The organism is Halomonas sp. SIMBA_159 (genome assembly GCF_046536035.1).
Classification (GTDB): Bacteria; Pseudomonadota; Gammaproteobacteria; order Pseudomonadales; family Halomonadaceae; genus Vreelandella; species Vreelandella venusta_A.
In genome coordinates, this window is record NZ_JAWJBT010000020.1 from 63260 (window position 1) to 84567 (window position 21308).

Consider the following 21308-nt stretch of genomic DNA (forward strand, 5'->3'; position numbering starts at 1 on the left):
CACAGAATTCTGGCCAAGGGATAACTCATGCTCGATCCGAAACTGCTGCGCGGTGATCTTGATGCAACTGCGCAACAACTGGCCCGGCGGGGCTTCGTACTCGATAAAGCGGCACTGCAGGCGCTTGAGTCGCGCCGTCGTGAGTTGCAAATCCAAACCGAGCAGTTGCAGAACGAGCGGAAGACGCGCTCCAAGGCGATTGGTAAGGCTAAAGCCAGTGGCGAAGATATCCAGCCGCTGCTGGATGAGGTGAGCGACCTAGGCGACCGTTTGGACGCTGCCAAGCGCGAGCTGGCGGAAGTTCAGGCCGAGTGGGATGACGCGATTAGCGGTATTCCCAATCTGCCCCATGAGAGTGTGCCGGAAGGCAAGAGCGAAGACGATAACGTGGAGCTGCACCGCTGGGGAACGCCGCGTGAATTCGACTTCGAGGTGCTGGACCATGTGGATTTGGGTAAGAAGTCTGGTTATCTCGATTTCGAGCTAGCAGCCAAGCTGACCGGCGCGCGCTTTGCAGTGATGCGTGGTCCTATTGCCCGCCTGCACCGTGCGCTGGCGCAGTTTATGCTGGATACCCAAACTCAGCAGCACGGCTATGAAGAGTGCTATGTGCCTTACATGGTGAATCGTGATTCGCTCATGGGCACTGGCCAGCTGCCCAAGTTTGGTGAAGACCTTTTCAAGCTGGACGATGAGCGTGAGTATCACCTGATTCCCACCTCAGAAGTCCCGCTGACGAATTTTGTGCGCGATGAGATTGTGGAATTAGCGGCGCTGCCGATGAAGCTGACCGCCCACACGCCGTGTTTCCGCTCTGAGGCCGGCTCACATGGGCGCGATACTCGTGGCATGATTCGTCAGCATCAGTTCGATAAAGTCGAAATGGTGCAGATTGTTGAGCCTGAGAAGAGCTACGAAGCGCTAGAAGAGATGCGCGGCCATGCAGAAGCTATTCTGCAGGCGCTTGAGCTGCCGTATCGGGTGGTCACGCTGTGTACCGGTGATATGGGCTTTGGCGCTACCAAAACCTATGACTTAGAAGTGTGGCTACCAAGCCAAGACACCTTCCGGGAAATCTCGTCTGTCTCTAACTGCGAAGATTTCCAGGCGCGTCGGATGCAGGCTCGTTATCGCCATCCGGATGCTAAAAAGCCGCAGCTGCTGCATACCTTGAACGGTTCAGGCTTAGCGGTAGGGCGTTGCCTGCTGGCAGTACTTGAAAACCACCAGCAGGCAGATGGGTCAATTACTATTCCTGCTCCCCTGCAACCCTACCTGGGCGGCCTCGAGCGTCTTGCCCTCTAAGCGTCCACTCAACATTCACTCCGGCATCAATGCGAATGGTGCCGGGGCGGTAGTCGCTGGCTGAGCCGCTACCCATGGCGTTGCTTTCAGCACGCATGGACATCATGCGGGGCTGAAAAATCGGCGCCTGGGTCTCTTCAATACGTTGAACGGTGCCCAGCGTGACGCCCAGCGTACTGGCCATCAGGTCGGCTTTGTGGCGTGCTTTTTCTAATGCTTTGGTCAAGGCTTCGTCGGTGGCGGCGTCGCGATCTTGCAGGTCAAACTGCACGCCATCCAAAGCATTCACACCAGCGCCAATCATCGCGTCCAGTACATCGCCTAATTGGTCTATATTAGTGAGTTCAACGCTGAAGGGGCGCTCTAAACGGGTGCGCATCAGGGTGTCTTGCTCGCCGCTATCATTGCGCGGGCCCGCGACGTGTTCAGGATAAACGTTGAGTGAGCCGGCGTTGATGGCACGCTGTTCAATGCCAATCTCTTCCATGGCAGCGATCAGTTCGCTGGCGCGCTGTTCCAGCCGCTCACGGGCGCTACTAAGCGCTTCGCTATCGGTCTCTTCCAGTGTGGAAACGGCCGGGGTGTTTTCCCACAAGCGTGCGGAGAGTGTGGCTTTATCGGGTTCGACTTCCACCCATGACTGCGCTTGTACATGCAAACTAGGGGGAGCAGGAGGGGCTGCGTGCACGCTAGGCGCTACCATCAGGGCAAGTAATGCACCGCCCAGTACGCCGTGGCGCAGTCGTTTGAGAGGGTGAGTTGCTGTCTTCATAGGTCACTTCCTTGCTGAGAGCCATGCGTTAAATGAACTGACGACGGTTAGTTGTCGCTGCTTTGAAGGGAGCCTGGTCATAAAGTTCACAGGCTAAGCGTAGACGAAAAACAGTTACTTAATGTTTGCATGGTTTGTGCAATACCAAGCAAGCGGCCATCATGTATAGATACCATGCTAAGGAAAAGGCTATGTCCAAGCTGTCTGATGAGGATTATCGAAGTATTCCGCTGAATGCCACGTTAGCGCTTGCCGCGCTGGTCGTCATTATTGCGGGCATGAAAGTGGGGGCTGACCTGCTGGTGCCGCTGCTACTGGCCGTGTTTATTGCGGTAGTGTGCACGTCTCCTGTGCAGTGGCTGCATCATTGTGGCTTGAGCAGACGGATATCGGCTCTGATTACCCTGCTGGTACTGGTTGGGTTTATTTCGCTGATTGGCTTGCTGGTGGTGAATAGTTTCAGCACCTTTGTTGAAGCGTTGCCGGATATTGAATCCAGGCTCTACGAGCACTATTGGGACTTGCTCAATGCGCTAGCCTCTCGTGGGTTGGCCATCGACCCCGACCAGCTTAGCTCTATGTTTGCCATGGAGGATGATGGCTCCTGGGTAGCCACTTTGCTGGGGGAGATTGGTTCGCTGTTTATGCAGGGCAGCATCGTCGCGCTGTTGGTCATTTTCATGCTGTTTGAGACGCTAAATTTTCGCGATAAAGTGTCTCGTGCGCTTGAAAATCCAGCGCCCAGCCTGAAGCGGTTTAGTGAGTTTAGCCTGACCCTCAAGCGTTACTTGGCGGTTAAAACAGTCATTAGCCTGGCAACCGGCGTACTGGTGTGGCTCTCGTGTCTGATGGTCGGCGTTGAGTTTCCGCTGCTGTGGGGTGTCTTGGCCTTTGCGCTTAACTTTATTCCCAATATTGGCTCTGCGTTGGCCGCCATTCCGCCGGTACTGCTGCTGTTAGTGTCTCAAGATGGAGGAGTGTTACAGGCGCTGTTGCTGGCATCGGCCTACTTGGTCATCAACTTTATTTTGGGCAATCTGATTGAGCCAAGGGTGATGGGGCAGGCGCTGGGGTTATCCACCTTTGTGGCGTTTCTTTCACTGGTGGTGTGGGGGTGGATTTTTGGTGCGGCGGGTATGCTGCTCTCGGTGGTTCTTACCATGACGCTTAAAATTGCGTTGGATAGCCATCCTCAAACCCGTTGGATCGCCCACTTATTAGGCCCAGGAAGGCAACGTAATGTGCAGCTTAAACGCTCTGGAGATGCGCGGCGACCGCCATGGAAGCGCGGGGAGTGGTTAAAACGGGAAGGGCGCGACGTTTAGAGAGAGGGTAGTGCAGGGCAGGAAGGAGTGAAGCAGAAAGGACTGACAAGAGCGTTACCGCTGGCAGCACCAGCGGTAACGTATATAGCTTAAGCGTTCTGGTCGATAAACTGAGTCAGCTGCGACTTAGACTGCGCGCCTACCAGTGAAGCGACTTTGGTGCCAGACTTGAACAGCATCACGGTGGGAACACCGCGCACGCCCTGTTCAGCAGCGATTTCCGGAGCGTCGTCAACATTCACGCTGACCACTTTCAGGTTGTCGCCACGCTCAGCAGCGACTTCATCAACAACAGGTGCCATGACTTTACATGGGCCGCACCAAGGGGCCCAGAATTTCAGCAGGACAGGCTGTTCGGCGTTGAGGACTTCTTGCTCAAAATTGGCGTTGGTGACATCAACATTGGTAGCCATTTGCTTCTCCCGTTTGCGTTGCTCTTGCTGTTTCGTTGCCTCAAATGGAGCAACGGTCATTACGCGATATACTAGCGCACTTTCACCGCGCCAAGTTGCCAGATGTTAGCGGGCGCGGCGGGTGCTGGCAAATTCCTGATGCGATTTATCCTTAAATAGAAAAAATTAATAGATGCTCATAGTCTCTATTTTTTATACTATAAGTGAATTATAAGACGTTTTTTTATTCAAAAACGTGCTCATTGAACGATGAGAACCGGGCGCTTGGTTAAGCACAAATTGGTTAAGCATACAGTGGCAGCGCGAGGATGCGCTTTTACGTGCTTCCTGCATAGATAATAAGGTGAGGATATGAAGCTACAGCAACTTCGCTATATCTGGGAAGTCAATCGACATAACCTGAATGTCTCGGCAACGGCGCAGAGTCTATTTACCTCCCAGCCAGGTATCTCAAAGCAGATCCGTTTGCTGGAGGATGAGCTAGGCGTTGAGATTTTTGCCCGAAGCGGCAAGCATCTCACCCGTGTGACGCCTGCTGGCCTCTCGATTATTGAGTTAGCGGGGCAGGTGCTTAAGCTGACAGAAAATATCAAGCAGGTAGCACAAGAGCACAGCGATGAGCGACGCGGCAGCTTGGCGATTGCCACTACCCATACCCAAGCTCGCTACGCACTACCGCCCATCATCAGTGAATTTACGCTGAAGTATCCTGAAGTGGCGCTGCATATGCAGCAAGGTACACCCAAGCAAATCGCCCAGATGGTGAGTGAAGGGCAGGCAGATTTTGCCATTGCGACGGAGTCATTGGAGCTATTTACCGATTTGGTATTGCTGCCCTGCTACCGCTGGAACCGCTGTGTATTAGTGCCGAAAGAGCACCCTCTGGCTACCTTGGATGGGCCGTTGACTCTGGAGGCGTTGGCCGAGCATCCGCTGGTGACTTATGTCTTTGGTTTTACCGGGCGCTCCCAACTGGATGATGCGTTCAAAGCGAAAGGGTTAACACCGAATGTGGTGCTGACCGCCGCCGATGCCGACGTGATTAAAACCTACGTGCGCTTGGGTATGGGCGTTGGAATCGTCGCACACATGGCGGTTGACCCGGCGCTGGACAGTGATTTGGTCGCGCTCGATGCCAGTCATTTGTTTGCCAGCTCGACGACGAAAATCGGTATTCGTCGCGGGACCTTTATGCGCGGCTACATGTACGACTTCCTGGCGCGCTTTGCGCCGCACTTGACTCGCGATCGGGTAGATGAAGCGTTGATGGCCGGGCCACGCTTTGAGCAGGCGCTGTTTGAGGGTGTTGAACTGCCTGAGTACTGAGCTAAAAAAACCTGCTCTGACGCTACGTCAGAGCAGGTGGCTTGTTCATCATGGCTGAATTAGTGCTGTAGATGCAGCCCACATTCGCGTTTCTCTTCCACTTTGGTGGGGTCGAAGTAGTCGAAATTGTTGGGTAGGTCGTGAGCCTCTAAGTAGTAGTACATATCCTTGGCCGTCCACTGCAGCAGTGGCGCCACTTTCAGTAAGCCGTCGCTGTTGCGGCTAACTACCTGCATTTTTGCCCGTTCGGACGTATCTTCGGCGCGCAGCGCGGTAAACCATACATCGGGCTTCATCTCACGCAGAGCGCGCTCGAAAGGCTCCAGTTTCACCTCTTGTGTAAAGGCGTCATGGCGCGGGTCATCGATGCCGGGCATGGGGCCTTCCAGCGCTTCGCGATGGGCGCGAGTACGCTTTGGCAAAAAGCTGACGATGTTCAAGTTGAGGCGCTGGATCAGCGCATCGGCAAACTGGTAAGTTGCCTCAGTGTTATAGCCGCTATCCATCCATACAATGGGGATGTCAGGACGTACCTGCGTCACCATGTGCAGAATAACCGCTTCGAAGGGGCGGAAGTTGGTGGTGCAGATAGGGCGCTCACCCTGACTGAACGCCCACTCAATCAGTGCTTGAGGGTTGTTGGCAAAGTCGCGATTGATCTGTTCCAGCGTTGAGGGCATGCGGCCTCCTATGTGAAAAAGCGTGCAATGCCCCTAGGCTACCAAAGGCGGGGGGCTTCTCCCCAATACCGTTTGGTTAGGCTTTTATATTTCTTTTTGATGTAAGAACGCTGGTCGCTTATTCCAAAGCACCAATCAAATGGCGAATCTTATCCAGCGTCTCGGTGTACTCCTCGTCTGCTTGGGAATCCGCCACCAGCCCGCCGCCGCCCCATACATGCAGGTCGCCGCCGTCAGCCACCATCGTGCGTATGGCGATCGACGTATCCATGCTGCCACGCACATCGATATAACCCAGGCTGCCGCAGTAAACGCTGCGCTGGCAGGGTTCCAGCTCATCAATAATCTGCATCGCCCGAATTTTGGGTGCGCCGGTAATTGAGCCGCCGGGAAAGGCAGCGGTGAGTAGCGAGAGGGGTGTATGTTGAGAGGCTAGCTGGCCCTGCACCACGCTGACTAAGTGATGCACATTAGGGTAGCTCTCAAGCTGGCACAGCTGCGGCACACGAATGGAGCCAGGTACACACACACGCCCTAAATCGTTACGCAATAGATCCACGATCATCACGTTTTCGGCCCGGTCTTTGGTGCTGCTGAGCAGGTCATCGGCCAGTGCGCGGTCCTCTTCGGGCGTTTTGCCCCGTGGCCGGGTGCCTTTGATGGGGCGTGTCTCCACCAAGCCGTCACGGCTTTGGATGAAACGCTCGGGAGAGAGTGACAGCACGGCTTGATGGCCCCAGGCCATAAAGCCGGAAAACGGCGTAGGAGTTGCTTCACGAAGCTGGAGATAGGCCTGCCACTCATCGCCTTCATAACGCGCCGAAAAACGCTGCGCGAGGTTGATTTGATAGCAATCCCCCGCGCGAATGTAGCGCTGAACGGCGTTAAAGCGCTCGGTATAGGCTGCCTGGCTCAGTTCTGCCGAAAATGGCTGAGTGAGTTTGAACGGCACCCTAGGTGCAGAGGGGCCGCTTAACCATGCCATTACTTGCTGGTGGCGTGCCTCACTGCCGATGAACCACGCCTGCTCTTTGATGTGATCGAGGGTGATGCACCAATCAAATAGCCCTAAGCGTGCTAAGGGGAGCTGAGTGACGGATGAGTGCTGGCTTGGGATATAGGCCTGATTGCGGCCAAGATCATAGCTCCAGTAGCCCATCAGGCCACCGAGAAAAGGCAGCTCGCTCTCTAGAGTTGCGCGGGGTAGCTGTTCGAGCAGCCACTGCTGCTGTGCCGTTGTGTCGCTCTTAAGGGAAGCGGGTAGCGTGAGCGTTTCAGACTCAAACGTTGTTTGACCGTTAGGCCCTATTTCCAACGTGGCGAGCGGGTCGCTGGTCAGGATGTCATAGCGCCCGTTGGTGGCTTTAGGGCGGCCACTATCGAGCAACACCGCGCCGGGGCGTTGCCTAAGTTTGGCAAAAAGTGCCAAAGGATCAGAAGAGTAGGGCAGGGCTGTAATCGTCAACGCCGTTGTCATGAAGCAAACGCCTAGCCAGTGGGGGCGGCATATTTTAGAGGTCTGGCCACTATCACACCAGCAGAAGCCGTCGACGGCTTTCTCACGCTCGGCTGATTGTTGACACTTGCTTTGTTGTTGGTAGCGCTATTGCAACGAAAGGCGAATAAAAACGCCTATTTTACATGGTTGACTAGAGAAATAGGGCGGGCTAAAGTTCCTCTATTCCCTAATTGTCGACAATTTGCCATGACGTTACTTGCTACAACTTCCGCACCTACCGATGAAACTCTTCAAGAGCCTGTGTCACCTGAGGTGCGTACGCTCGCTGAACGTGTCTTTCATCAGTTACAAAGCGCCATTGTGCGCGGTGAGCTAGCGCCGGGCAGCAAAATCACTGAGCCTGGGCTATCTAAAACCTACGGTATTTCCCGTGGACCGCTGCGTGAAGCCATGCGTCGCCTTGAAGCTCATCGCCTTATTGAGCGCGTGCCCCATGTGGGAGCTCGGGTGGTCAAACTCTCGATGAAAGAGCTATTGGAGCTGTTTGACGTTCGCGAAGCGCTAGAAAGCATGGCTGCCCGATTGGCCGCCGAGCATATGTCGCCAGAGGAGATACAGGGGCTGCGCGACGTGCTGGCACTGCATGAAAGCCAGGGCGATTTAAAACGCGGTGAAGCCTACTACCAGCGCGAAGGCGACTTGGACTTCCATTATCGCATTGTTCAAGGCAGCCACAACAAAATGCTCATGAACCTGCTTTGCGATGACCTTTACTACCTGGTGCGCCTCTACCGAACTCAGTTTAGCGCCAGCGGCACACGCCCCCAGCGGGCGTTTGTCGAACACCACCGTATTGTCGATGCCATTGAAGCCGGTGACGCCGAACTGGCCGAGCTGTTAATGCGCCGCCATGTCAGCGCTTCCCGTGCCAATGTGGCTGACCGCTACGCCGCTATTCTCGAACAACAATCAACAACATCTGCCGACTAAAGGAGCTAACGCCCATGTCTACCACACCATCATCCAAGCTTACCCCTGGGGCACGGTTTCGTGCTGCGCTGGAAGCCAATCGCCCGCTGCCGATTTTAGGCACCATCAACGCCTATACGGCCATGATGGCTGAGCGGGTAGGGCATCAAGCCATTTACCTGTCAGGTGGCGGTGTGGCGAACGCGTCGTTTGGCCTACCGGATCTGGGCATGACCACGATGAACGATGTGGTGGAAGATGCGCACCGTATTTGCGGCGCCACTGACCTGCCGCTACTGGTAGATATCGATACCGGCTGGGGCGGTGCGTTTAACATTGCCCGAACCGTGAAAGAGATGCAGCGGGCGGGTGTGGCCGCCGTTCACCTGGAAGACCAAGTCGCGCAAAAGCGCTGCGGCCACCGGCCGAACAAAGCCATTGTTTCGCAACAAGAGATGGTAGACCGCATCAAAGCCGCTGCCGATGCCAAGCTAGACCCGGATTTTTACCTGATTGCCCGCACCGATGCGTTCCAAAAAGAGGGGCTGGATGCGGCCATTGAGCGGGCGAATGCCTGCGTGGAAGCGGGTGCCGACGCTATCTTCGCTGAAGCGGTACATACGTTAGATGACTATCAGGCGTTCTGCCAGCGAGTGAATGCCCCCATTCTGGCCAACATTACCGAGTTCGGCGCGACGCCGCTGTTTACTCAGCAAGAGCTGGGTGAAGTGGGCTGCCGCATGGTGCTCTACCCGCTTTCGGCTTTCCGCGCCATGAACGCCGCCGCGCTGAAGGTGTACCAGAGCATTCTAGAGAATGGCCATCAGCGTGACGTGGTCGACACCATGCAGACCCGCGATGAGCTGTATGACTTTTTGAACTACCACGACTTTGAGCAGAAGCTCGACGCGCTGTTTGCCGAGCAGAAAGACGTTTAAGCCGCGCGTTCCTTTGTAATGACATTGATCAACGACATTGACCAACAACTCTTATAAATAAGTACGTCAGGAGACATCACATGGCTGATAAACCGTTAGCAGGTGCAGGATTACGAGGGCAGAGCGCGGGAGCCACCGCGCTATGTACGGTGGGTAAAACCGGTTCTGGCCTTACCTATCGCGGTTTCGATATCAAAGAGCTGGCTGAAAAGGCCAAATTTGAAGAAGTCGCTTACCTGCTGCTGAAAGGTAAGTTGCCTAACCAAGCCGAGCTTGACCACTACATTGCCAAGCTAAAAGGCCTGCGTGGCCTGCCTGATGCGCTGAAAACCGTGCTGGAGCAGATTCCTAAAGACGCTCACCCGATGGATGTGATGCGCACGGGGGCCTCCATGCTAGGCAACCTGGAAACCGAAGAGAGCTTTGACGAGCAGCAGGATGTTGCGGACCGCTTATTAGCCGTGCTGCCCTCGATTATTTGCTACTGGTACCGGTTCAGCCATGACGGCGTGCGTATTGATACCGAAACTGATGATGCCTCGGTAGGCGGCCATTTCCTGCATATGCTGCGCGGCGAGCCAGCCTCCGAGCTGCATGCCCGCGTGATGAACGTCTCGCTGATTCTCTATGCCGAGCATGAGTTCAACGCCTCGACCTTTACTGCCCGGGTGTGCGCTTCGACGTTGTCCGACATGCACTCCTGCGTCACCGGTGCGATCGGTTCGCTGCGTGGCCCTTTGCATGGCGGTGCCAACGAAGCGGCCATGGCGATGATCGAGAACTGGGCATCGCCAGAGGAAGCAGAGCGTGAAATGCTGGGCATGCTAGAGCGTAAAGAGAAAATCATGGGTTTTGGCCACGCGATCTATCGGGAGTCGGACCCGCGCAACGCCATTATTAAAGAGTGGTCGAAAAAGTTGGCGGATGACGTCGGTGACACCGTGCTCTATCCCGTCTCTGTTCGCTGTGAAGAGGTAATGTGGCGGGAGAAGAAGCTGTTCTGCAACGCAGACTTCTTCCATGCCAGCGCCTACCACTTCATGGATATTCCGACCAAGCTGTTTACGCCGATTTTTGTGATGTCTCGGCTGACGGGCTGGGCTGCGCATGTGTTTGAGCAGCGTGCCAACAACCGCATTATTCGCCCCAGCGCCGATTACATCGGTCCTGAGAAGAGCGAATGGGTACCCATCGAAGCGCGTGACTAATCGGTTGCGTGGTGACTAAGTGAGAGGCGTTATGAACACGAATTATCGCAAGCCGCTACCGGGCGTTCTGGTAGAGGGCGAGCCGGTAGAGTTCTTCGATGCACGCCAAGCGGTCGAGGATATCCAGCACGGCGCCTATGCCAAACTGCCCTACATCTCGCGCGTATTGGCCGAACAGCTGGTGCGTCGCTGTGACCCTGAGCTGCTCACCGATGCTCTAAAACAGCTCATTGAGCGCAAGCAGGATTTAGATTTTCCCTGGTACCCGGCGCGGGTGGTATGTCACGACATTCTTGGCCAGACCGCGCTGGTAGATTTAGCCGGCCTGCGTGACGCCATTGCTGACAAAGGCGGTGACCCGGCCAAAGTCAACCCGGTCGTGCCCACTCAGTTGATCGTCGACCACTCGTTGGCCGTCGAACATGCGGGGTTCGAGAAGGATGCCTTCGAGAAAAACCGCCAAGTGGAGGATCGTCGTAACGATGACCGCTTCCACTTTATTAACTGGACCAAGCTTGCGTTTGAAAACGTCGACGTTATTCCCCCCGGCAACGGCATCATGCACCAGATCAACCTGGAGAAGATGTCCCCAGTGGTGCAGTGCCGCCCCGACGAGCAGGGTATGCGCATCGCCTACCCGGACACCTGTGTGGGCACCGATAGCCATACGCCGATGGTGGATGCATTAGGGGTAATCTCCGTGGGGGTCGGCGGCTTGGAAGCGGAAAGCGTCATGCTTGGCCGCGCTTCCATGATGCGCCTGCCGGATATTGTCGGAGTCGAGCTTACCGGCAAACTGCAGCCGGGCATTACCGGCACAGATATGGTGCTGGCGATTACCGAGTTTCTGCGTAAAGAGCGGGTAGTGGGCGCTTACTTAGAGTTCTACGGCGAGGGGGCTGACGCGCTGACCGTGGGCGACCGCGCCACGATTTCCAATATGACGCCGGAGTATGGTGCCACGGCGGCGATGTTCTACATCGATAACCAAACCATTGAGTATCTCAAGCTCACTGGACGTGAAGATGAGCAAGTCGCGCTGGTGGAAGCGTACGCCAAGCATACTGGGCTGTGGGCAGATGATCTCAAGAGTGCCTACTACGAGCGAGTGCTAACGTTTGATCTCTCAAGCGTGGCGCGCACGTTGGCTGGCCCCTCTAACCCCCATGCCCATCTGCCTACTTCCGAGCTGGCAAAGCGGGGTATCGCCATCGACTTGGATAAAGCCCGGGCCGATGAGCAGGCAGGCAGAATGCCGGATGGTGCGGTGATTATTGCCGCCATCACCAGCTGCACCAACACGTCTAACCCGCGCAATATGGTGGCGGCTGGGTTGATTGCTCGCAACGCCAACCGGTTAGGGCTGACCCGCAAACCGTGGGTGAAGTCGTCGCTGGCCCCTGGCTCAAAAACCGTCAAGATGTACTTAGAAGAAGCACACTTGATGGATGAGTTGGAAAACCTCGGCTTTGGTGTGGTGGCCTACGCCTGTACCACCTGTAACGGGATGTCTGGCGCGCTGGAACCAAAAATTCAGCAGGAAATTATTGACCGTGACCTGTATGCCACGGCAGTGCTCTCCGGCAACCGTAACTTTGATGGCCGTATTCACCCCTACGCCAAACAGGCGTTTCTAGCCTCACCGCCGCTGGTAGTGGCTTACGCCATCGCGGGCACCATTCGCTTTGATATCGAAAAAGACGTGCTGGGGTATGACCAGCAGGGCAATCCGGTCACGCTTAAGGATATCTGGCCCGACGATAGCGAAATCGACGCCATCGTGAAGTCGTCGGTGAAGCCCGAGCAGTTCCGCCAAACTTATATCCCGATGTTTGATCTGGATAAGAGTGCGCGCACGCAGGTAAGCCCGCTTTACGAATGGCGGCCCCAGAGCACGTACATTCGCCGCCCGCCCTACTGGGAAGGCAACATGGCGAAAGAGCGCGGGCTGAAGGGCATGCGCCCGCTGGCGATTCTGCCGGACAACATCACCACCGACCACCTCTCGCCGTCCAACGCCATCATGCTCGATAGCGCGGCGGGGGAGTACCTAGACAAAATGGGCCTGCCGGAGGAGGACTTTAACTCCTACGCCACCCACCGCGGGGATCACCTGACCGCCCAGCGGGCAACGTTGGCGAACCCGAAACTGTTCAACGAAATGGTCCACGACGAGCAGGGCAAGGTGCTGCAGGGGTCGCTAGCGCGTATCGAGCCAGAGGGAACAGTGACGCGCATGTGGGAAGCCATCGAGACCTATATGGCGCGTAAGCAGCCGCTGATTATTATTGCCGGCGCGGATTACGGCCAAGGCTCATCCCGTGACTGGGCGGCCAAAGGCGTCGCGCTCGCAGGTGTAGAGGCCATTGTCGCCGAAGGCTTTGAGCGCATCCACCGCACGAACCTGATCGGCATGGGTGTGATGCCCCTGCAGTTTGAAGCGGGCACCACGCGACAAACGCTTGGGTTGGACGGCACGGAAGTCTTCGATGTGGAGGGCACGCCCGATCCGCGCGCCATGCTCACGCTGGTCATTCACCGCACCAGTGGCAGCACCGAGCGCGTGCCAGTGGTTTGCCGATTGGATACGGCTGAAGAAGTGACCATCTATTCAGCCGGTGGCGTGCTGCAGCGGTTTGCCCAGGACTTTTTGGAATCCTCCGTTGCCTAGTGGTCTCAGCGCAATGGTAAGGGTGTGATTGATAGCGAATAGCCTGGCAGTTGCCAGGCTATTTTTTAAGAGGTGCGTCATGGCTCATAAAGCACAAATCAGTATTCCCGCCACCTATATGCGGGGCGGCACCAGTAAAGGGGTGTTTTTCACTCTGGGCGACCTACCCCCCGCCGCTCAGGTGCCCGGTGAGGCGCGGGATAAGCTGCTGCTGCGGGTAATTGGTAGCCCCGACCCCTATGAAAAGCAGATTGACGGTATGGGCGGAGCAACCTCAAGCACCAGCAAAACGGTGATCCTCTCGAAGAGTGACTCTCCCGATCACGATGTGGATTACCTATTTGGCCAAGTCTCCATCGATAAGCCCTTCGTGGACTGGAGCGGTAACTGCGGCAATCTATCTGCGGCGGTAGGGCCTTACGCTATCGCCAACGGCTTAGTGGACCCCGCGAAGGTGCCGCACAACGGCATCGCAGAAGTGCGTATTTGGCAGGTCAATATTCAGAAAACCATTGTTGCCCAAGTGCCCATTACGGATGGTGAGGTGCAAGAAACCGGTGATTTTGAGTTGGATGGCGTGACCTTTCCAGCAGCAGAAATCCCCGTCGCGTTTATGGACCCCGCCGATGGCGAGGGCGCGATTTTTCCCACCGGCAACGTGGTCGATGACCTGGATGTGCCGGGCGTTGGTGTGCTGAAAGCAACGCTGATTAACGCCGGTATCCCAACGGTGTTCGTCAATGCTGAGGCGCTGGGTTACACCGGGTGTGAGCTGCAAGAGGCGATTAACGGGGATTCCCGTGTGCTGGAGATGTTTGAAACGATTCGCGCCCACGGGGCCGTCAGCATGGGGTTGATTAACCACGTGGATGAGGCCGCCAGCCGCCAGCATACTCCCAAAGTGGCCTTTGTGGCCCCTGCGGCTAGCTATACGGCATCGAGTGGGAAAGCTGTTAATGCAGAGAGTATTGACCTGGTGGTGCGGGCGCTCTCGATGGGCAAGCTACACCACGCCATGATGGGCACAGCGGCGGTGGCGATTGGTGCTGCTGCAGCGATTCAGGGCACGTTGGTGAATTTAGCGGCCGGTGGCATTGAGCGTGAAGCGGTGACGTTTGGGCATCCTTCAGGGTCACTTCGGGTTGGGGCGAAAGCCAGCCTAGTAGACGGGCGCTGGCAGATTGATCAGGCAGTGATGAGCCGCAGTGCGCGCATCTTAATGGAAGGACGAGTACGAGTGCCTGGCGATACAATGTAAGCGGTGTATGGGAATGGCCACCGTCGGCGTGTGTCGCGCGGTGGCCGAACACATCGTGCTGCTGGGGTTTACTTGTGACGTTTACTCGTCAAATGTGATCTGATCGCGCATGCGGTCAACGGTAGCGGGCCCAATGCCGCTGACACGCGTCATGTCGTCGGCATCTGTAAAGGCGCCATTCGTTTCACGCTCTTCAATGATGGCTGCCGCGCGGCTGGGGCCAATACCCGGCAGTTCGGCAAGAAGCTCTGCGTCTGCACTGTTGACGTTGATAGGCGCAACGGCTTGAGCCATCGCTGTGCCTGATAAACCAAGGCTCAGGCTAATCAGTAAAGCGGCTACAAAACATTTAAATTTTGTCTGCATGGTGAATATCCCTTCTGCATTTCTATTGAACCACCGGTTTGCTCAGCGTGGTGGCTGATGGTTGCGACCACCTTCTTGGTCGGCGCCTTAGTAAACTTAATCGTTTCAAACCGTAAGTTCTGTAAGCAATTAACGATACTTTTTGTAAGCATTTGGCTATAGGTAAATGGTGAATCGCTTACACTGCAAGCCGAGTAGGGCTGGTACACTAGCGACCTTGAGGTACCAGCGGTGCAGTCTTCTTCACGGAGCTGTCCGGCCCTTACATGAGCCTTTTTAAGCCTTTACGAACACGGAGTAAGCGCGTGTCCCCCGATTCCCCTCTGATTATCGCTTTGGATTACCCTTCGCTTGATGCAGCGCTATGCATGGCTGACCAGCTTGATCCAGCACGTTGCCGTGTCAAAGTGGGTAAAGAGCTTTTTACTCGTAGCGGTCCTGCGGTGTTAGAGGCGCTCCATGGTCGTGGTTTCGACGTGTTTCTTGATCTCAAATTTCACGATATTCCCAATACCGTTGCGAGTGCCGTGCAGGCGGCCGCAGAGCAGGGCGTGTGGATGGTGAATGTTCACGCCTCGGGTGGGCGTAAAATGATGGAAGCTGCCGCTAAGCGTCTGTCAGACCATCAGCTGACCACCCACCTAATAGCCGTAACCGTGTTAACCAGTATGCAGGCTGAGGACCTTCAAGAAGCGGGTGTGAACGCCACCCCGGCTGAGCAGGTGATGCGTTTGGCAGCGTTGACTCAACAAAGTGGATTAGGCGGCGTTGTATGCTCTGCCCAGGAAGCCGGGCAGATCAGAGCGCACTGTGGCAGCGATTTTTTGAAGGTGACTCCGGGGATTCGCCCAAGCTTTGCAGCGGCAAACGACCAGCAGCGTATTATGACGCCGGCGGATGCGATGCTAGCGGGCAGCACCCACTTAGTGATAGGTCGCCCAGTGACTCAGGCAGAAGACCCTATGGTCGCTTTAGCGGCCATTGAGGCTGAATTAGCGGGTGTGTGACGCTACTCGCCTTCCACGCCGGTAATGGGTTTGATGGTGCCCCAGCGGCGGCAGCTAGGGCACTGCCATGCAAGATTGTCGCTGCTGAAACCGCAGCGACGGCAGCGATGGCGAGGCCTGCCTGTCAACAGTGCGCCCGTATGATGTTTGAGCAGCATCAGGCGGGTGTCAGGGGTAGTTTTACCCGCCAGCCGCTCACTTTCTAAGTAAAGGTCCACTAAGTAATCAAGCCCTCCGAGGCTTGGAGCTTCACTTAGCCAGGCACCCGTTCGTTCAATTGCGCTGTCCACGCCGTCTCTTTGATGAACGAGCGCCCCCAGCGCCACAATCACGCTGGTGTAGGGGGCTTGGCTCAGCAGGTTTTGCAGATGGTTTTCCAGACCAGGTAAATCGTCACTGCGCATATAAGCGCGCTGTAGCGCGGGTAGCATGGTGGGGACGTGGGCGACATCCTGCTGTGGGATATGGCTAAGTCGCTCAATGGCTTTGCCGTAGTGGCCATTATCCATTTCAAGCTCTGCCAGCATCAGGGTGGCGCGGACACAGCGCTCATCTAATTGCAGTGCTTTTTTAAGGTGTTTGCGTGCCAGTGCGCGACTCGATTGGTTAATCTCTTGCTGTGCCAGCTCACACAGCCAGTGAGAGGCAGGGCGACGCATGGCGGGCTGCTGTTTAATCAGCGGTTGCACAATCTCTAATGCGTCCTGCCACTCTTTTTCTCGCTCCAGCAGATCAATGAGCAGTCGCTTTACTTCTAAGCGCAGCGCTTCATCGGCTGCGTTCTCAAGCAAGCTACGTAGCAGTCGCTGCGCACGGTCATGTACGCCCAGCGCCATGAAGTCGCGGGCGAGCTCAAGCTGAACGGTATCATTAGTGGCGGTAGACAGTGCCGGGCGCGCTAGCAGGTTTTGATGAATGCTAACCGCTTTATCAGCCTCTCCCCGTGCACGAAAGAGCTTGCCTAGGGCGATGTGGGTATCGACAGTGTCGCTATTCACATCTAGGGCATGAATAAAGGTATTGATGGCTTCGTCGGGCTGCTCATTCAGTAAATAGTTGAGCCCGACGAAGTACTCTCGCGATGGGCCGGGAGAGCGCGTTGTGGGAAGGCTTTGCTGGCGACGGTAAGCGAAGCGCGCACCCAGGCCAAAACCGATGGCAATCGCTGCCATGAGTACGCCTAGCAGTACCGCGTCATGCATTTACGCCAGTTCCTTCAACCCCTGGGTGCGTAACTGGTCAAGCTCTTTGCGCTGCTGCTTATTGTGGCGCTCGCTGCGTGCCAGCCGGGCCTTCAGGCGAACATAAACACCTAGCATGGCCAGCATTCCGACGATGACGCCTACCGTCAATGTGGCCAGAAGCCATACGGAGAGTGACGCGGCAGGCAGTTCTGCCCAAATCAAGTTCAAGGCAATCGCCTGCTGGTTGTTCACAGCAAACAGAATGCCGACCAGCAGCACTACCAATAAAATGACGGCCAGAATCAGCCCTTTGATCCAACGCATGAGAGTTTCCTAGTCAGTGACGTTCACGGTGATGCTATTGTGTCTGAGTCTGGGCGCGACGTCATCCCGCAGAAGGTCGGATGGTGCTATTAACGCATTTAATAACCTAATGCGCGACTTGCATCCACCTGCTCGCGTAGCTCTTTACCCGGTTTAAAATGTGGCACGTACTTGCCATCTAAGTCTACCGGGTCGCCGGTTTTAGGGTTGCGCCCTGTTCGCGGCTCACGGTAATGCAGCGAGAAACTGCCAAAACCACGGATTTCCACTCGCCCTCCACTGGCCAGGGCGTCCGTCATATCATCTAAGATAATACGCACCGCCGTTTCGACTTCTTTGGCGGATAGCTCCGGTTGACGCATCGCGATTTGTTCGATTAGTTCAGATTTGGTCATCGGTTGGCTCCCTGCGAACTTTAAAGGCCGTAACGCACATGCGACCTCGATAACTTCGAAATCAGCATACTGCGCATAACCGCATAAAACAATTCAGATAAAACAAGGTACTAGGCAAGTTAGTACGAAGCTGAGTAACAGCATAGGCGAAGCTCGGCGCTGGCGCGACCCCACAGCTTCGGTATACTGACATTTCATTTCATTTACTCGGAGAGGCTAACGTTGAACGACGATACTTCCCCTGCTGCGGTACTTCGTAAGCGGCTTTATTGGCACTCCCGGCGCGGTATGTGGGAGCTGGATTTACTGTTAATTCCGTTTCTAGAAAAACGCTTCGACACGCTGAGCGAACAGGAGCAGTTGTCCTATCAGCGCCTGATCGAAGAAGAGGATCAGGATCTGTTTGTTTGGCTCATGCACAGGGAGTGGCCTGAGGATCCTGAGCTACGCCATCTTGTACAAATGATTGTTGAGCATGCTGAAACCACCGATAACTCTGCTTATCGCACGCTCTAAGCTTAGCGGTGGGTTGCAAGGTGTGTTGACCCTGGGGCTGGCTGCCACCACTGGTTGGGTGGCGGGCCTCTGGGTGGGTGGGATTGTACTGATCGGTGGGTTGTGGCTTGTATATCGCGCTTATGGCGCCCAACCATGCGGCGTGTTACAGATTACCGATACGGGCAGTCAGTTTGAGGGTGGCTGGCTGCTGAGTACGGGAGAGAGTGGGCCTTCATTCGGTGTGGGCTGCGACTACCTTGGGCCGTGGCTGGTGGGGTTACGTATCGGTTCACAGCGGCTGTGGGTGTGGCCAGACAGCCTTTCCACTACTAGCCAGCGCGCCCTGCGACGATGTTTCCATCGGCCAGGGCGCTAACGTTAGGCGGGTTGGGCTAGGTTTTTTAGCGTTAGCCGAGAAGGGCTAGAAGAGGGAAGGTGGTTTGGCCAGTCAATCGAGTAGTGCAGGCCTCGTGACTCATGGCGCTGCTCGGCCGCTAGCACGGTGAGTTGAGCAAGTGTAATCGCCTGCTTGAGTCGCACGCTTTCTGGGTGTGACAGCGTGTTATCGACACGCTTCAATTCTGCTCGAATGCCGATGAGTGCTTCTCTGGCATCGGCAAGTCCCTGATTACTTCTGACAATGGATACGTATTGGCTCATCACGCGACGCATGTCACGGCGCAGTGCGCTGAGTGTTTCTAGATCAACGTGAAGGGTCGGCTGAATAGCGAGCGCTGGGTGGTTGTTTGCGTTTGCCGGCTGGTTCAGCGGTTGGGGGAGCGAGAGCAGGTACTGAGCGCAGCTTCGGGCGTAGACCAAGCATTCCAGCAGCGAATTGCTGGCCATGCGATTCGCTCCGTGCAAGCCGGTATAGGCTGTTTCTCCAATCACATAGAGATTGGCCACATCGGTGGCGCCTACATGATTGGTGGCGACCCCGCCACAGCTGTAATGAGCAGCTGGTACGACGGGAATGGGCTGGCGCGTAATGTCTATTCCCCGTGAGGCGCAGTGAGCCTCGATAGTGGGGAAGTGGTGACGAATAGCGGTTTCGCCCAAATGACGAATATCCAACCATACATGCCCTAAAGTGCCTTGTTGGATGTTCGCATCAATGGCTCTGGCGACGATATCCCTAGGTGCTAGCTCCCCACGTGGGTCTAGGTCGAGCATAAAACGCTGACCTGCTTCGTTGAGCAGGTGTCCGCCTTCTCCTCTTACGGCTTCGCTAATTAAAAACGCGGGGCCGTTTGGGTCGAAGAGGCAAGTAGGGTGGAACTGCTGAAATTCAAGATTGCACAGCGTTGCCCCTAGCTCGGCTGCCATCATCATGCCTTCTCCGCTGCTGGGCGCGGGGGTGGTGGTATGCCGATAGAGCCCGCTAGCTCCCCCGGTGGCGACCACCGTGTGATGGGCGAAAAGTGTTTGCAGGCGTTGCTCTCTATCGACACCCTGCGCACCAATGCAGCGGCCAGATGGGTCGGCTAAGAGAGTAAGTACCGTGAGGTCGCTGCGCTGTGTGATGCGAGGGTGGGCAGCCACCTTATTCACTAGGGCTTCGACCACGGCGCGGCCTGTTGCATCATCGGCGTGAATAATACGCCGTGCGTTGTGACCGCCTTCTCGCGTTAAGTGATATGGGTAGCGAGCATTAGGGTCGGGGTCTGGTGTAAAGGGAACGCCATTATCAATCAGCCACTGAATGGCTTCAGGCCCATGGGTAACGGTAAAGCGAACCGCCTGTTCGTCACACAAGCCGTCACCCGCAATCAGAGTGTCATTCACATGATCGTCAAGATGGTCGTCTGGCGATAGCACGGCAGCAATCCCGCCTTGAGCCCAGCGGCTGGCGCCCTGGTCATCTAGCGCTGGGCGTACCAAGGTAACTGACAGGTGATCAGCAACGTCGAGCGCTAGGGTGAGGCCAGCAACGCCGCCGCCAATAATCAAAATGTCAGATGTTGGCGTGCTCATTCAGCCCGCTCCTTCAAACCGTTAATACAATAAGAAGGGCATCATAGCGTGACCGCTGATGCTAAGCGATGCGTTCAGACAAAAAATCGGAAGGGTAGAGAAGGGTGCTAAAGAAGGGAAATACACATACAAAAAGCCGCGTAGATGGTGACATCTCGCAGCGTGATCATTAAATAATTAATGATTGAATGGTGCCCGGAGCCGGACTTGAACCGGCACGGAGTTACCTCCGAGAGATTTTAAGTCTCTTGCGTCTACCAATTTCGCCATCCGGGCAGTGTATCGGCGCTGTATTAGCGATCGCTACACTGAAAATGGAGGCTGGAGTCGGAATCGAACCGGCGTACACGGAGTTGCAGTCCGCTGCATAACCACTCTGCCATCCAGCCTAACAAGTCATTGGTGTGAACCAAATGGAGCGGGAAAAGAGATTCGAACTCTCGACCCTCGCCTTGGCAAGGCGATGCTCTACCACTGAGCTATTCCCGCTCGACTCGAGGGCGAATTATACGCATCGTTTCGCGCTTGTCAAACAATCAATTTCCTAATGGGTTCAAGAAGCTACTGTGATACCCACTGTCTTGCTTTGTTTACTTACTCTGGGTTTGCTCTCTACTTGTACTACATGGAGCGGCTGAGGTGCGGCCAGGCAGCTTTCAGGTACTGAATCATCGACCACAGCGTAAGGGCCGCTGCCGCATAAAGAATCACCACGCCCAGTAGCGCAATCTCATGCCCGGGCGGGAAGGCCAGTAGCACCAAAATGGCAATCATCTGCAGCGTGGTTTTAAGTTTGCCAACCCAAGACACTGCCACCATGCCGCGTTTTCCCATTTCGGCCATCCACTCTCTAAGAGCCGAAATCACAATCTCACGACCAATGATCACTAGGGCAGGCAAGGTAAGAACGAGTGTGTCGAAACGCTCAATTAGCAGGGCCAGTGCCACAGCAACCATTAGCTTATCGGCAACGGGGTCCAAGAACGCGCCAAAAGGCGTGGACTGATTCCAGCGGCGAGCAAGATAGCCGTCAAGCCAGTCGGTGACTGATGCTAGGGCAAATAGCCCGGCAGCCACTGGCATGCTCCAGTTAAATGGTAGGTAAAACAGCACTACCAATAGCGGGATAAAGACGATTCTTGCCAGTGTGAGTATGTTGGGTATGTTCATCGCAGGGCGCGATCCTTGCCGGAGAATCATGAAAGTCGGAGTGTAATGTGCTGGGTCATTCTATCC

21 protein-coding genes and 3 tRNA genes are annotated in these 21308 nt (G+C 55.7%); 11 read left to right on the forward strand and 13 right to left on the reverse strand.

What is annotated here, in order from left to right:
* The first annotated feature begins 27 nt into the window (after positions 1–27).
* Positions 28–1305: a serine--tRNA ligase gene (serS, locus tag R0J87_RS14110; protein ID WP_498886901.1), complete on the forward strand. Its 1278-nt coding sequence runs from the start codon at positions 28–30 to the stop codon at positions 1303–1305.
* Here the strand turns inward: serS and R0J87_RS14115 are convergent.
* The gene (locus tag R0J87_RS14115; protein ID WP_498886902.1) at positions 1250–2077 is read right to left on the reverse strand and encodes an SIMPL domain-containing protein; all 828 of its coding nucleotides are present in this window, start codon (positions 2075–2077) and stop codon (positions 1250–1252) included. The two genes, serS and R0J87_RS14115, sit on opposite strands and share 56 nt — an antisense overlap.
* A 191-nt stretch (positions 2078–2268) precedes the next feature.
* On the opposite strand from R0J87_RS14115, the gene R0J87_RS14120 reads away from it, so the two are divergent.
* Positions 2269–3402: an AI-2E family transporter gene (locus R0J87_RS14120; RefSeq protein ID WP_404465767.1), complete on the forward strand. Its 1134-nt coding sequence runs from the start codon at positions 2269–2271 to the stop codon at positions 3400–3402.
* Between the two features lie 89 nt (positions 3403–3491).
* Here R0J87_RS14120 and trxA read toward each other — a convergent pair whose 3' ends face one another.
* Positions 3492–3875 carry a thioredoxin gene (gene trxA, locus R0J87_RS14125; protein WP_159341700.1) on the reverse strand — a complete coding sequence of 128 codons (384 nt, stop codon included), beginning with the start codon at positions 3873–3875 and terminating at the stop codon, positions 3492–3494.
* A gap of 291 nt (positions 3876–4166) precedes the next feature.
* Between trxA and cysB the strand changes: the two genes are divergently transcribed.
* Positions 4167–5141 (forward strand): HTH-type transcriptional regulator CysB, encoded by a 975-nt coding sequence (gene cysB / locus R0J87_RS14130; RefSeq protein ID WP_404465769.1) that lies wholly within the window; start codon positions 4167–4169, stop codon positions 5139–5141.
* Positions 5142–5200: 59 nt separating this feature from the next.
* Here cysB and R0J87_RS14135 read toward each other — a convergent pair whose 3' ends face one another.
* Together R0J87_RS14135 and pabB are read right to left on the reverse strand one after the other, a co-directional pair.
* Positions 5201–5821: a phosphoadenosine phosphosulfate reductase domain-containing protein gene (locus tag R0J87_RS14135; protein WP_498886903.1), complete on the reverse strand. Its 621-nt coding sequence runs from the start codon at positions 5819–5821 to the stop codon at positions 5201–5203.
* 118 nt (positions 5822–5939) lie between these two features.
* Positions 5940–7298 carry an aminodeoxychorismate synthase component I gene (pabB, locus tag R0J87_RS14140; RefSeq protein WP_498886904.1) on the reverse strand — a complete coding sequence of 453 codons (1359 nt, stop codon included), beginning with the start codon at positions 7296–7298 and terminating at the stop codon, positions 5940–5942.
* Positions 7299–7526: 228 nt separating this feature from the next.
* Between pabB and R0J87_RS14145 the strand changes: the two genes are divergently transcribed.
* From R0J87_RS14145 to prpF, 5 genes are all read left to right on the forward strand, one after another.
* Complete coding sequence (locus tag R0J87_RS14145; protein WP_498886906.1) at positions 7527–8270, forward strand: GntR family transcriptional regulator; 744 nt, start codon at positions 7527–7529, stop codon at positions 8268–8270.
* A gap of 14 nt (positions 8271–8284) precedes the next feature.
* Positions 8285–9187: a methylisocitrate lyase gene (gene prpB, locus R0J87_RS14150; RefSeq protein ID WP_498886907.1), complete on the forward strand. Its 903-nt coding sequence runs from the start codon at positions 8285–8287 to the stop codon at positions 9185–9187.
* 80 nt (positions 9188–9267) lie between these two features.
* Positions 9268–10395, forward strand: coding sequence for a bifunctional 2-methylcitrate synthase/citrate synthase (gene prpC / locus R0J87_RS14155; protein ID WP_404342455.1), 1128 nt, complete (start codon positions 9268–9270; stop codon positions 10393–10395).
* A gap of 31 nt (positions 10396–10426) precedes the next feature.
* Positions 10427–13066, forward strand: a complete 2640-nt coding sequence (gene acnD / locus R0J87_RS14160) for a Fe/S-dependent 2-methylisocitrate dehydratase AcnD (protein ID WP_498886908.1) — start codon at positions 10427–10429, stop codon at positions 13064–13066.
* A gap of 79 nt (positions 13067–13145) precedes the next feature.
* Complete coding sequence (gene prpF / locus R0J87_RS14165; protein WP_498886910.1) at positions 13146–14324, forward strand: 2-methylaconitate cis-trans isomerase PrpF; 1179 nt, start codon at positions 13146–13148, stop codon at positions 14322–14324.
* An 81-nt stretch (positions 14325–14405) separates the two neighbouring features.
* On the opposite strand, the gene R0J87_RS14170 is transcribed toward prpF, so the two are convergent.
* On the reverse strand, positions 14406–14690 hold the full coding sequence (locus tag R0J87_RS14170; protein ID WP_498886912.1) for a ComEA family DNA-binding protein: 285 nt from the start codon (positions 14688–14690) through the stop codon (positions 14406–14408).
* Positions 14691–14995: 305 nt separating this feature from the next.
* Between R0J87_RS14170 and pyrF the strand changes: the two genes are divergently transcribed.
* Positions 14996–15697 (forward strand): orotidine-5'-phosphate decarboxylase, encoded by a 702-nt coding sequence (gene pyrF / locus R0J87_RS14175; RefSeq protein ID WP_498886914.1) that lies wholly within the window; start codon positions 14996–14998, stop codon positions 15695–15697.
* 2 nt (positions 15698–15699) lie between these two features.
* Here pyrF and lapB read toward each other — a convergent pair whose 3' ends face one another.
* The 3 genes from lapB to R0J87_RS14190 form a co-directional block, all read right to left on the reverse strand.
* On the reverse strand, positions 15700–16899 hold the full coding sequence (gene lapB / locus R0J87_RS14180) for a lipopolysaccharide assembly protein LapB (protein ID WP_498886916.1): 1200 nt from the start codon (positions 16897–16899) through the stop codon (positions 15700–15702).
* Positions 16900–17205, reverse strand: coding sequence for a lipopolysaccharide assembly protein LapA domain-containing protein (locus R0J87_RS14185; RefSeq protein WP_404342443.1), 306 nt, complete (start codon positions 17203–17205; stop codon positions 16900–16902).
* Positions 17206–17303: 98 nt separating this feature from the next.
* Positions 17304–17600 (reverse strand): integration host factor subunit beta, encoded by a 297-nt coding sequence (locus R0J87_RS14190; RefSeq protein ID WP_030070297.1) that lies wholly within the window; start codon positions 17598–17600, stop codon positions 17304–17306.
* Positions 17601–17822: 222 nt separating this feature from the next.
* Here R0J87_RS14190 and R0J87_RS14195 point away from each other — a divergent pair, with 222 nt between their 5' ends.
* Both R0J87_RS14195 and R0J87_RS14200 read left to right on the forward strand, forming a co-directional pair.
* Positions 17823–18116: an FAD assembly factor SdhE gene (locus tag R0J87_RS14195; protein ID WP_311062775.1), complete on the forward strand. Its 294-nt coding sequence runs from the start codon at positions 17823–17825 to the stop codon at positions 18114–18116.
* Complete coding sequence (locus R0J87_RS14200) at positions 18076–18474, forward strand: hypothetical protein (protein ID WP_498886918.1); 399 nt, start codon at positions 18076–18078, stop codon at positions 18472–18474. The genes R0J87_RS14195 and R0J87_RS14200 overlap by 41 nt, the downstream gene beginning before the upstream one ends.
* Before the next feature lie 2 nt (positions 18475–18476).
* On the opposite strand, the gene nadB is transcribed toward R0J87_RS14200, so the two are convergent.
* From nadB to pgsA, 5 genes are all read right to left on the reverse strand, one after another.
* A complete protein-coding gene (gene nadB / locus R0J87_RS14205; protein ID WP_498886919.1) occupies positions 18477–20072 on the reverse strand; it encodes an L-aspartate oxidase in 1596 nt (531 codons plus the stop codon).
* A 189-nt stretch (positions 20073–20261) separates the two neighbouring features.
* Positions 20262–20348: transfer RNA gene (locus tag R0J87_RS14210), tRNA-Leu, on the reverse strand.
* A gap of 39 nt (positions 20349–20387) precedes the next feature.
* A tRNA-Cys gene (locus R0J87_RS14215) sits at positions 20388–20461 on the reverse strand.
* Between the two features lie 25 nt (positions 20462–20486).
* A tRNA-Gly gene (locus R0J87_RS14220) sits at positions 20487–20561 on the reverse strand.
* Positions 20562–20693: 132 nt separating this feature from the next.
* Positions 20694–21242 carry a CDP-diacylglycerol--glycerol-3-phosphate 3-phosphatidyltransferase gene (gene pgsA / locus R0J87_RS14225; RefSeq protein ID WP_404342435.1) on the reverse strand — a complete coding sequence of 183 codons (549 nt, stop codon included), beginning with the start codon at positions 21240–21242 and terminating at the stop codon, positions 20694–20696.
* Positions 21243–21308: the final 66 nt, after the last annotated feature.

Bases quoted from the DNA above. Each gene is read 5' to 3' on its own strand.
- serS (WP_498886901.1), top strand. From the start codon at position 28: ATGCTCGATCCGAAACTGCTGCGCGGTGATCTTGATGCAACTGCGCAA.
- R0J87_RS14115 (WP_498886902.1), bottom strand. From the start codon at position 2,077: ATGAAGACAGCAACTCACCCTCTCAAACGACTGCGCCACGGCGTACTG.
- R0J87_RS14120 (WP_404465767.1), top strand. From the start codon at position 2,269: ATGTCCAAGCTGTCTGATGAGGATTATCGAAGTATTCCGCTGAATGCC.
- trxA (WP_159341700.1), bottom strand. From the start codon at position 3,875: ATGACCGTTGCTCCATTTGAGGCAACGAAACAGCAAGAGCAACGCAAA.
- cysB (WP_404465769.1), top strand. From the start codon at position 4,167: ATGAAGCTACAGCAACTTCGCTATATCTGGGAAGTCAATCGACATAAC.
- R0J87_RS14135 (WP_498886903.1), bottom strand. From the start codon at position 5,821: ATGCCCTCAACGCTGGAACAGATCAATCGCGACTTTGCCAACAACCCT.
- pabB (WP_498886904.1), bottom strand. From the start codon at position 7,298: ATGACAACGGCGTTGACGATTACAGCCCTGCCCTACTCTTCTGATCCT.
- R0J87_RS14145 (WP_498886906.1), top strand. From the start codon at position 7,527: ATGACGTTACTTGCTACAACTTCCGCACCTACCGATGAAACTCTTCAA.
- prpB (WP_498886907.1), top strand. From the start codon at position 8,285: ATGTCTACCACACCATCATCCAAGCTTACCCCTGGGGCACGGTTTCGT.
- prpC (WP_404342455.1), top strand. From the start codon at position 9,268: ATGGCTGATAAACCGTTAGCAGGTGCAGGATTACGAGGGCAGAGCGCG.
- acnD (WP_498886908.1), top strand. From the start codon at position 10,427: ATGAACACGAATTATCGCAAGCCGCTACCGGGCGTTCTGGTAGAGGGC.
- prpF (WP_498886910.1), top strand. From the start codon at position 13,146: ATGGCTCATAAAGCACAAATCAGTATTCCCGCCACCTATATGCGGGGC.
- R0J87_RS14170 (WP_498886912.1), bottom strand. From the start codon at position 14,690: ATGCAGACAAAATTTAAATGTTTTGTAGCCGCTTTACTGATTAGCCTG.
- lapB (WP_498886916.1), bottom strand. From the start codon at position 16,899: ATGCATGACGCGGTACTGCTAGGCGTACTCATGGCAGCGATTGCCATC.
- R0J87_RS14185 (WP_404342443.1), bottom strand. From the start codon at position 17,205: ATGCGTTGGATCAAAGGGCTGATTCTGGCCGTCATTTTATTGGTAGTG.
- R0J87_RS14190 (WP_030070297.1), bottom strand. From the start codon at position 17,600: ATGACCAAATCTGAACTAATCGAACAAATCGCGATGCGTCAACCGGAG.
- R0J87_RS14200 (WP_498886918.1), top strand. From the start codon at position 18,076: ATGCTGAAACCACCGATAACTCTGCTTATCGCACGCTCTAAGCTTAGC.
- nadB (WP_498886919.1), bottom strand. From the start codon at position 20,072: ATGAGCACGCCAACATCTGACATTTTGATTATTGGCGGCGGCGTTGCT.
- pgsA (WP_404342435.1), bottom strand. From the start codon at position 21,242: ATGAACATACCCAACATACTCACACTGGCAAGAATCGTCTTTATCCCG.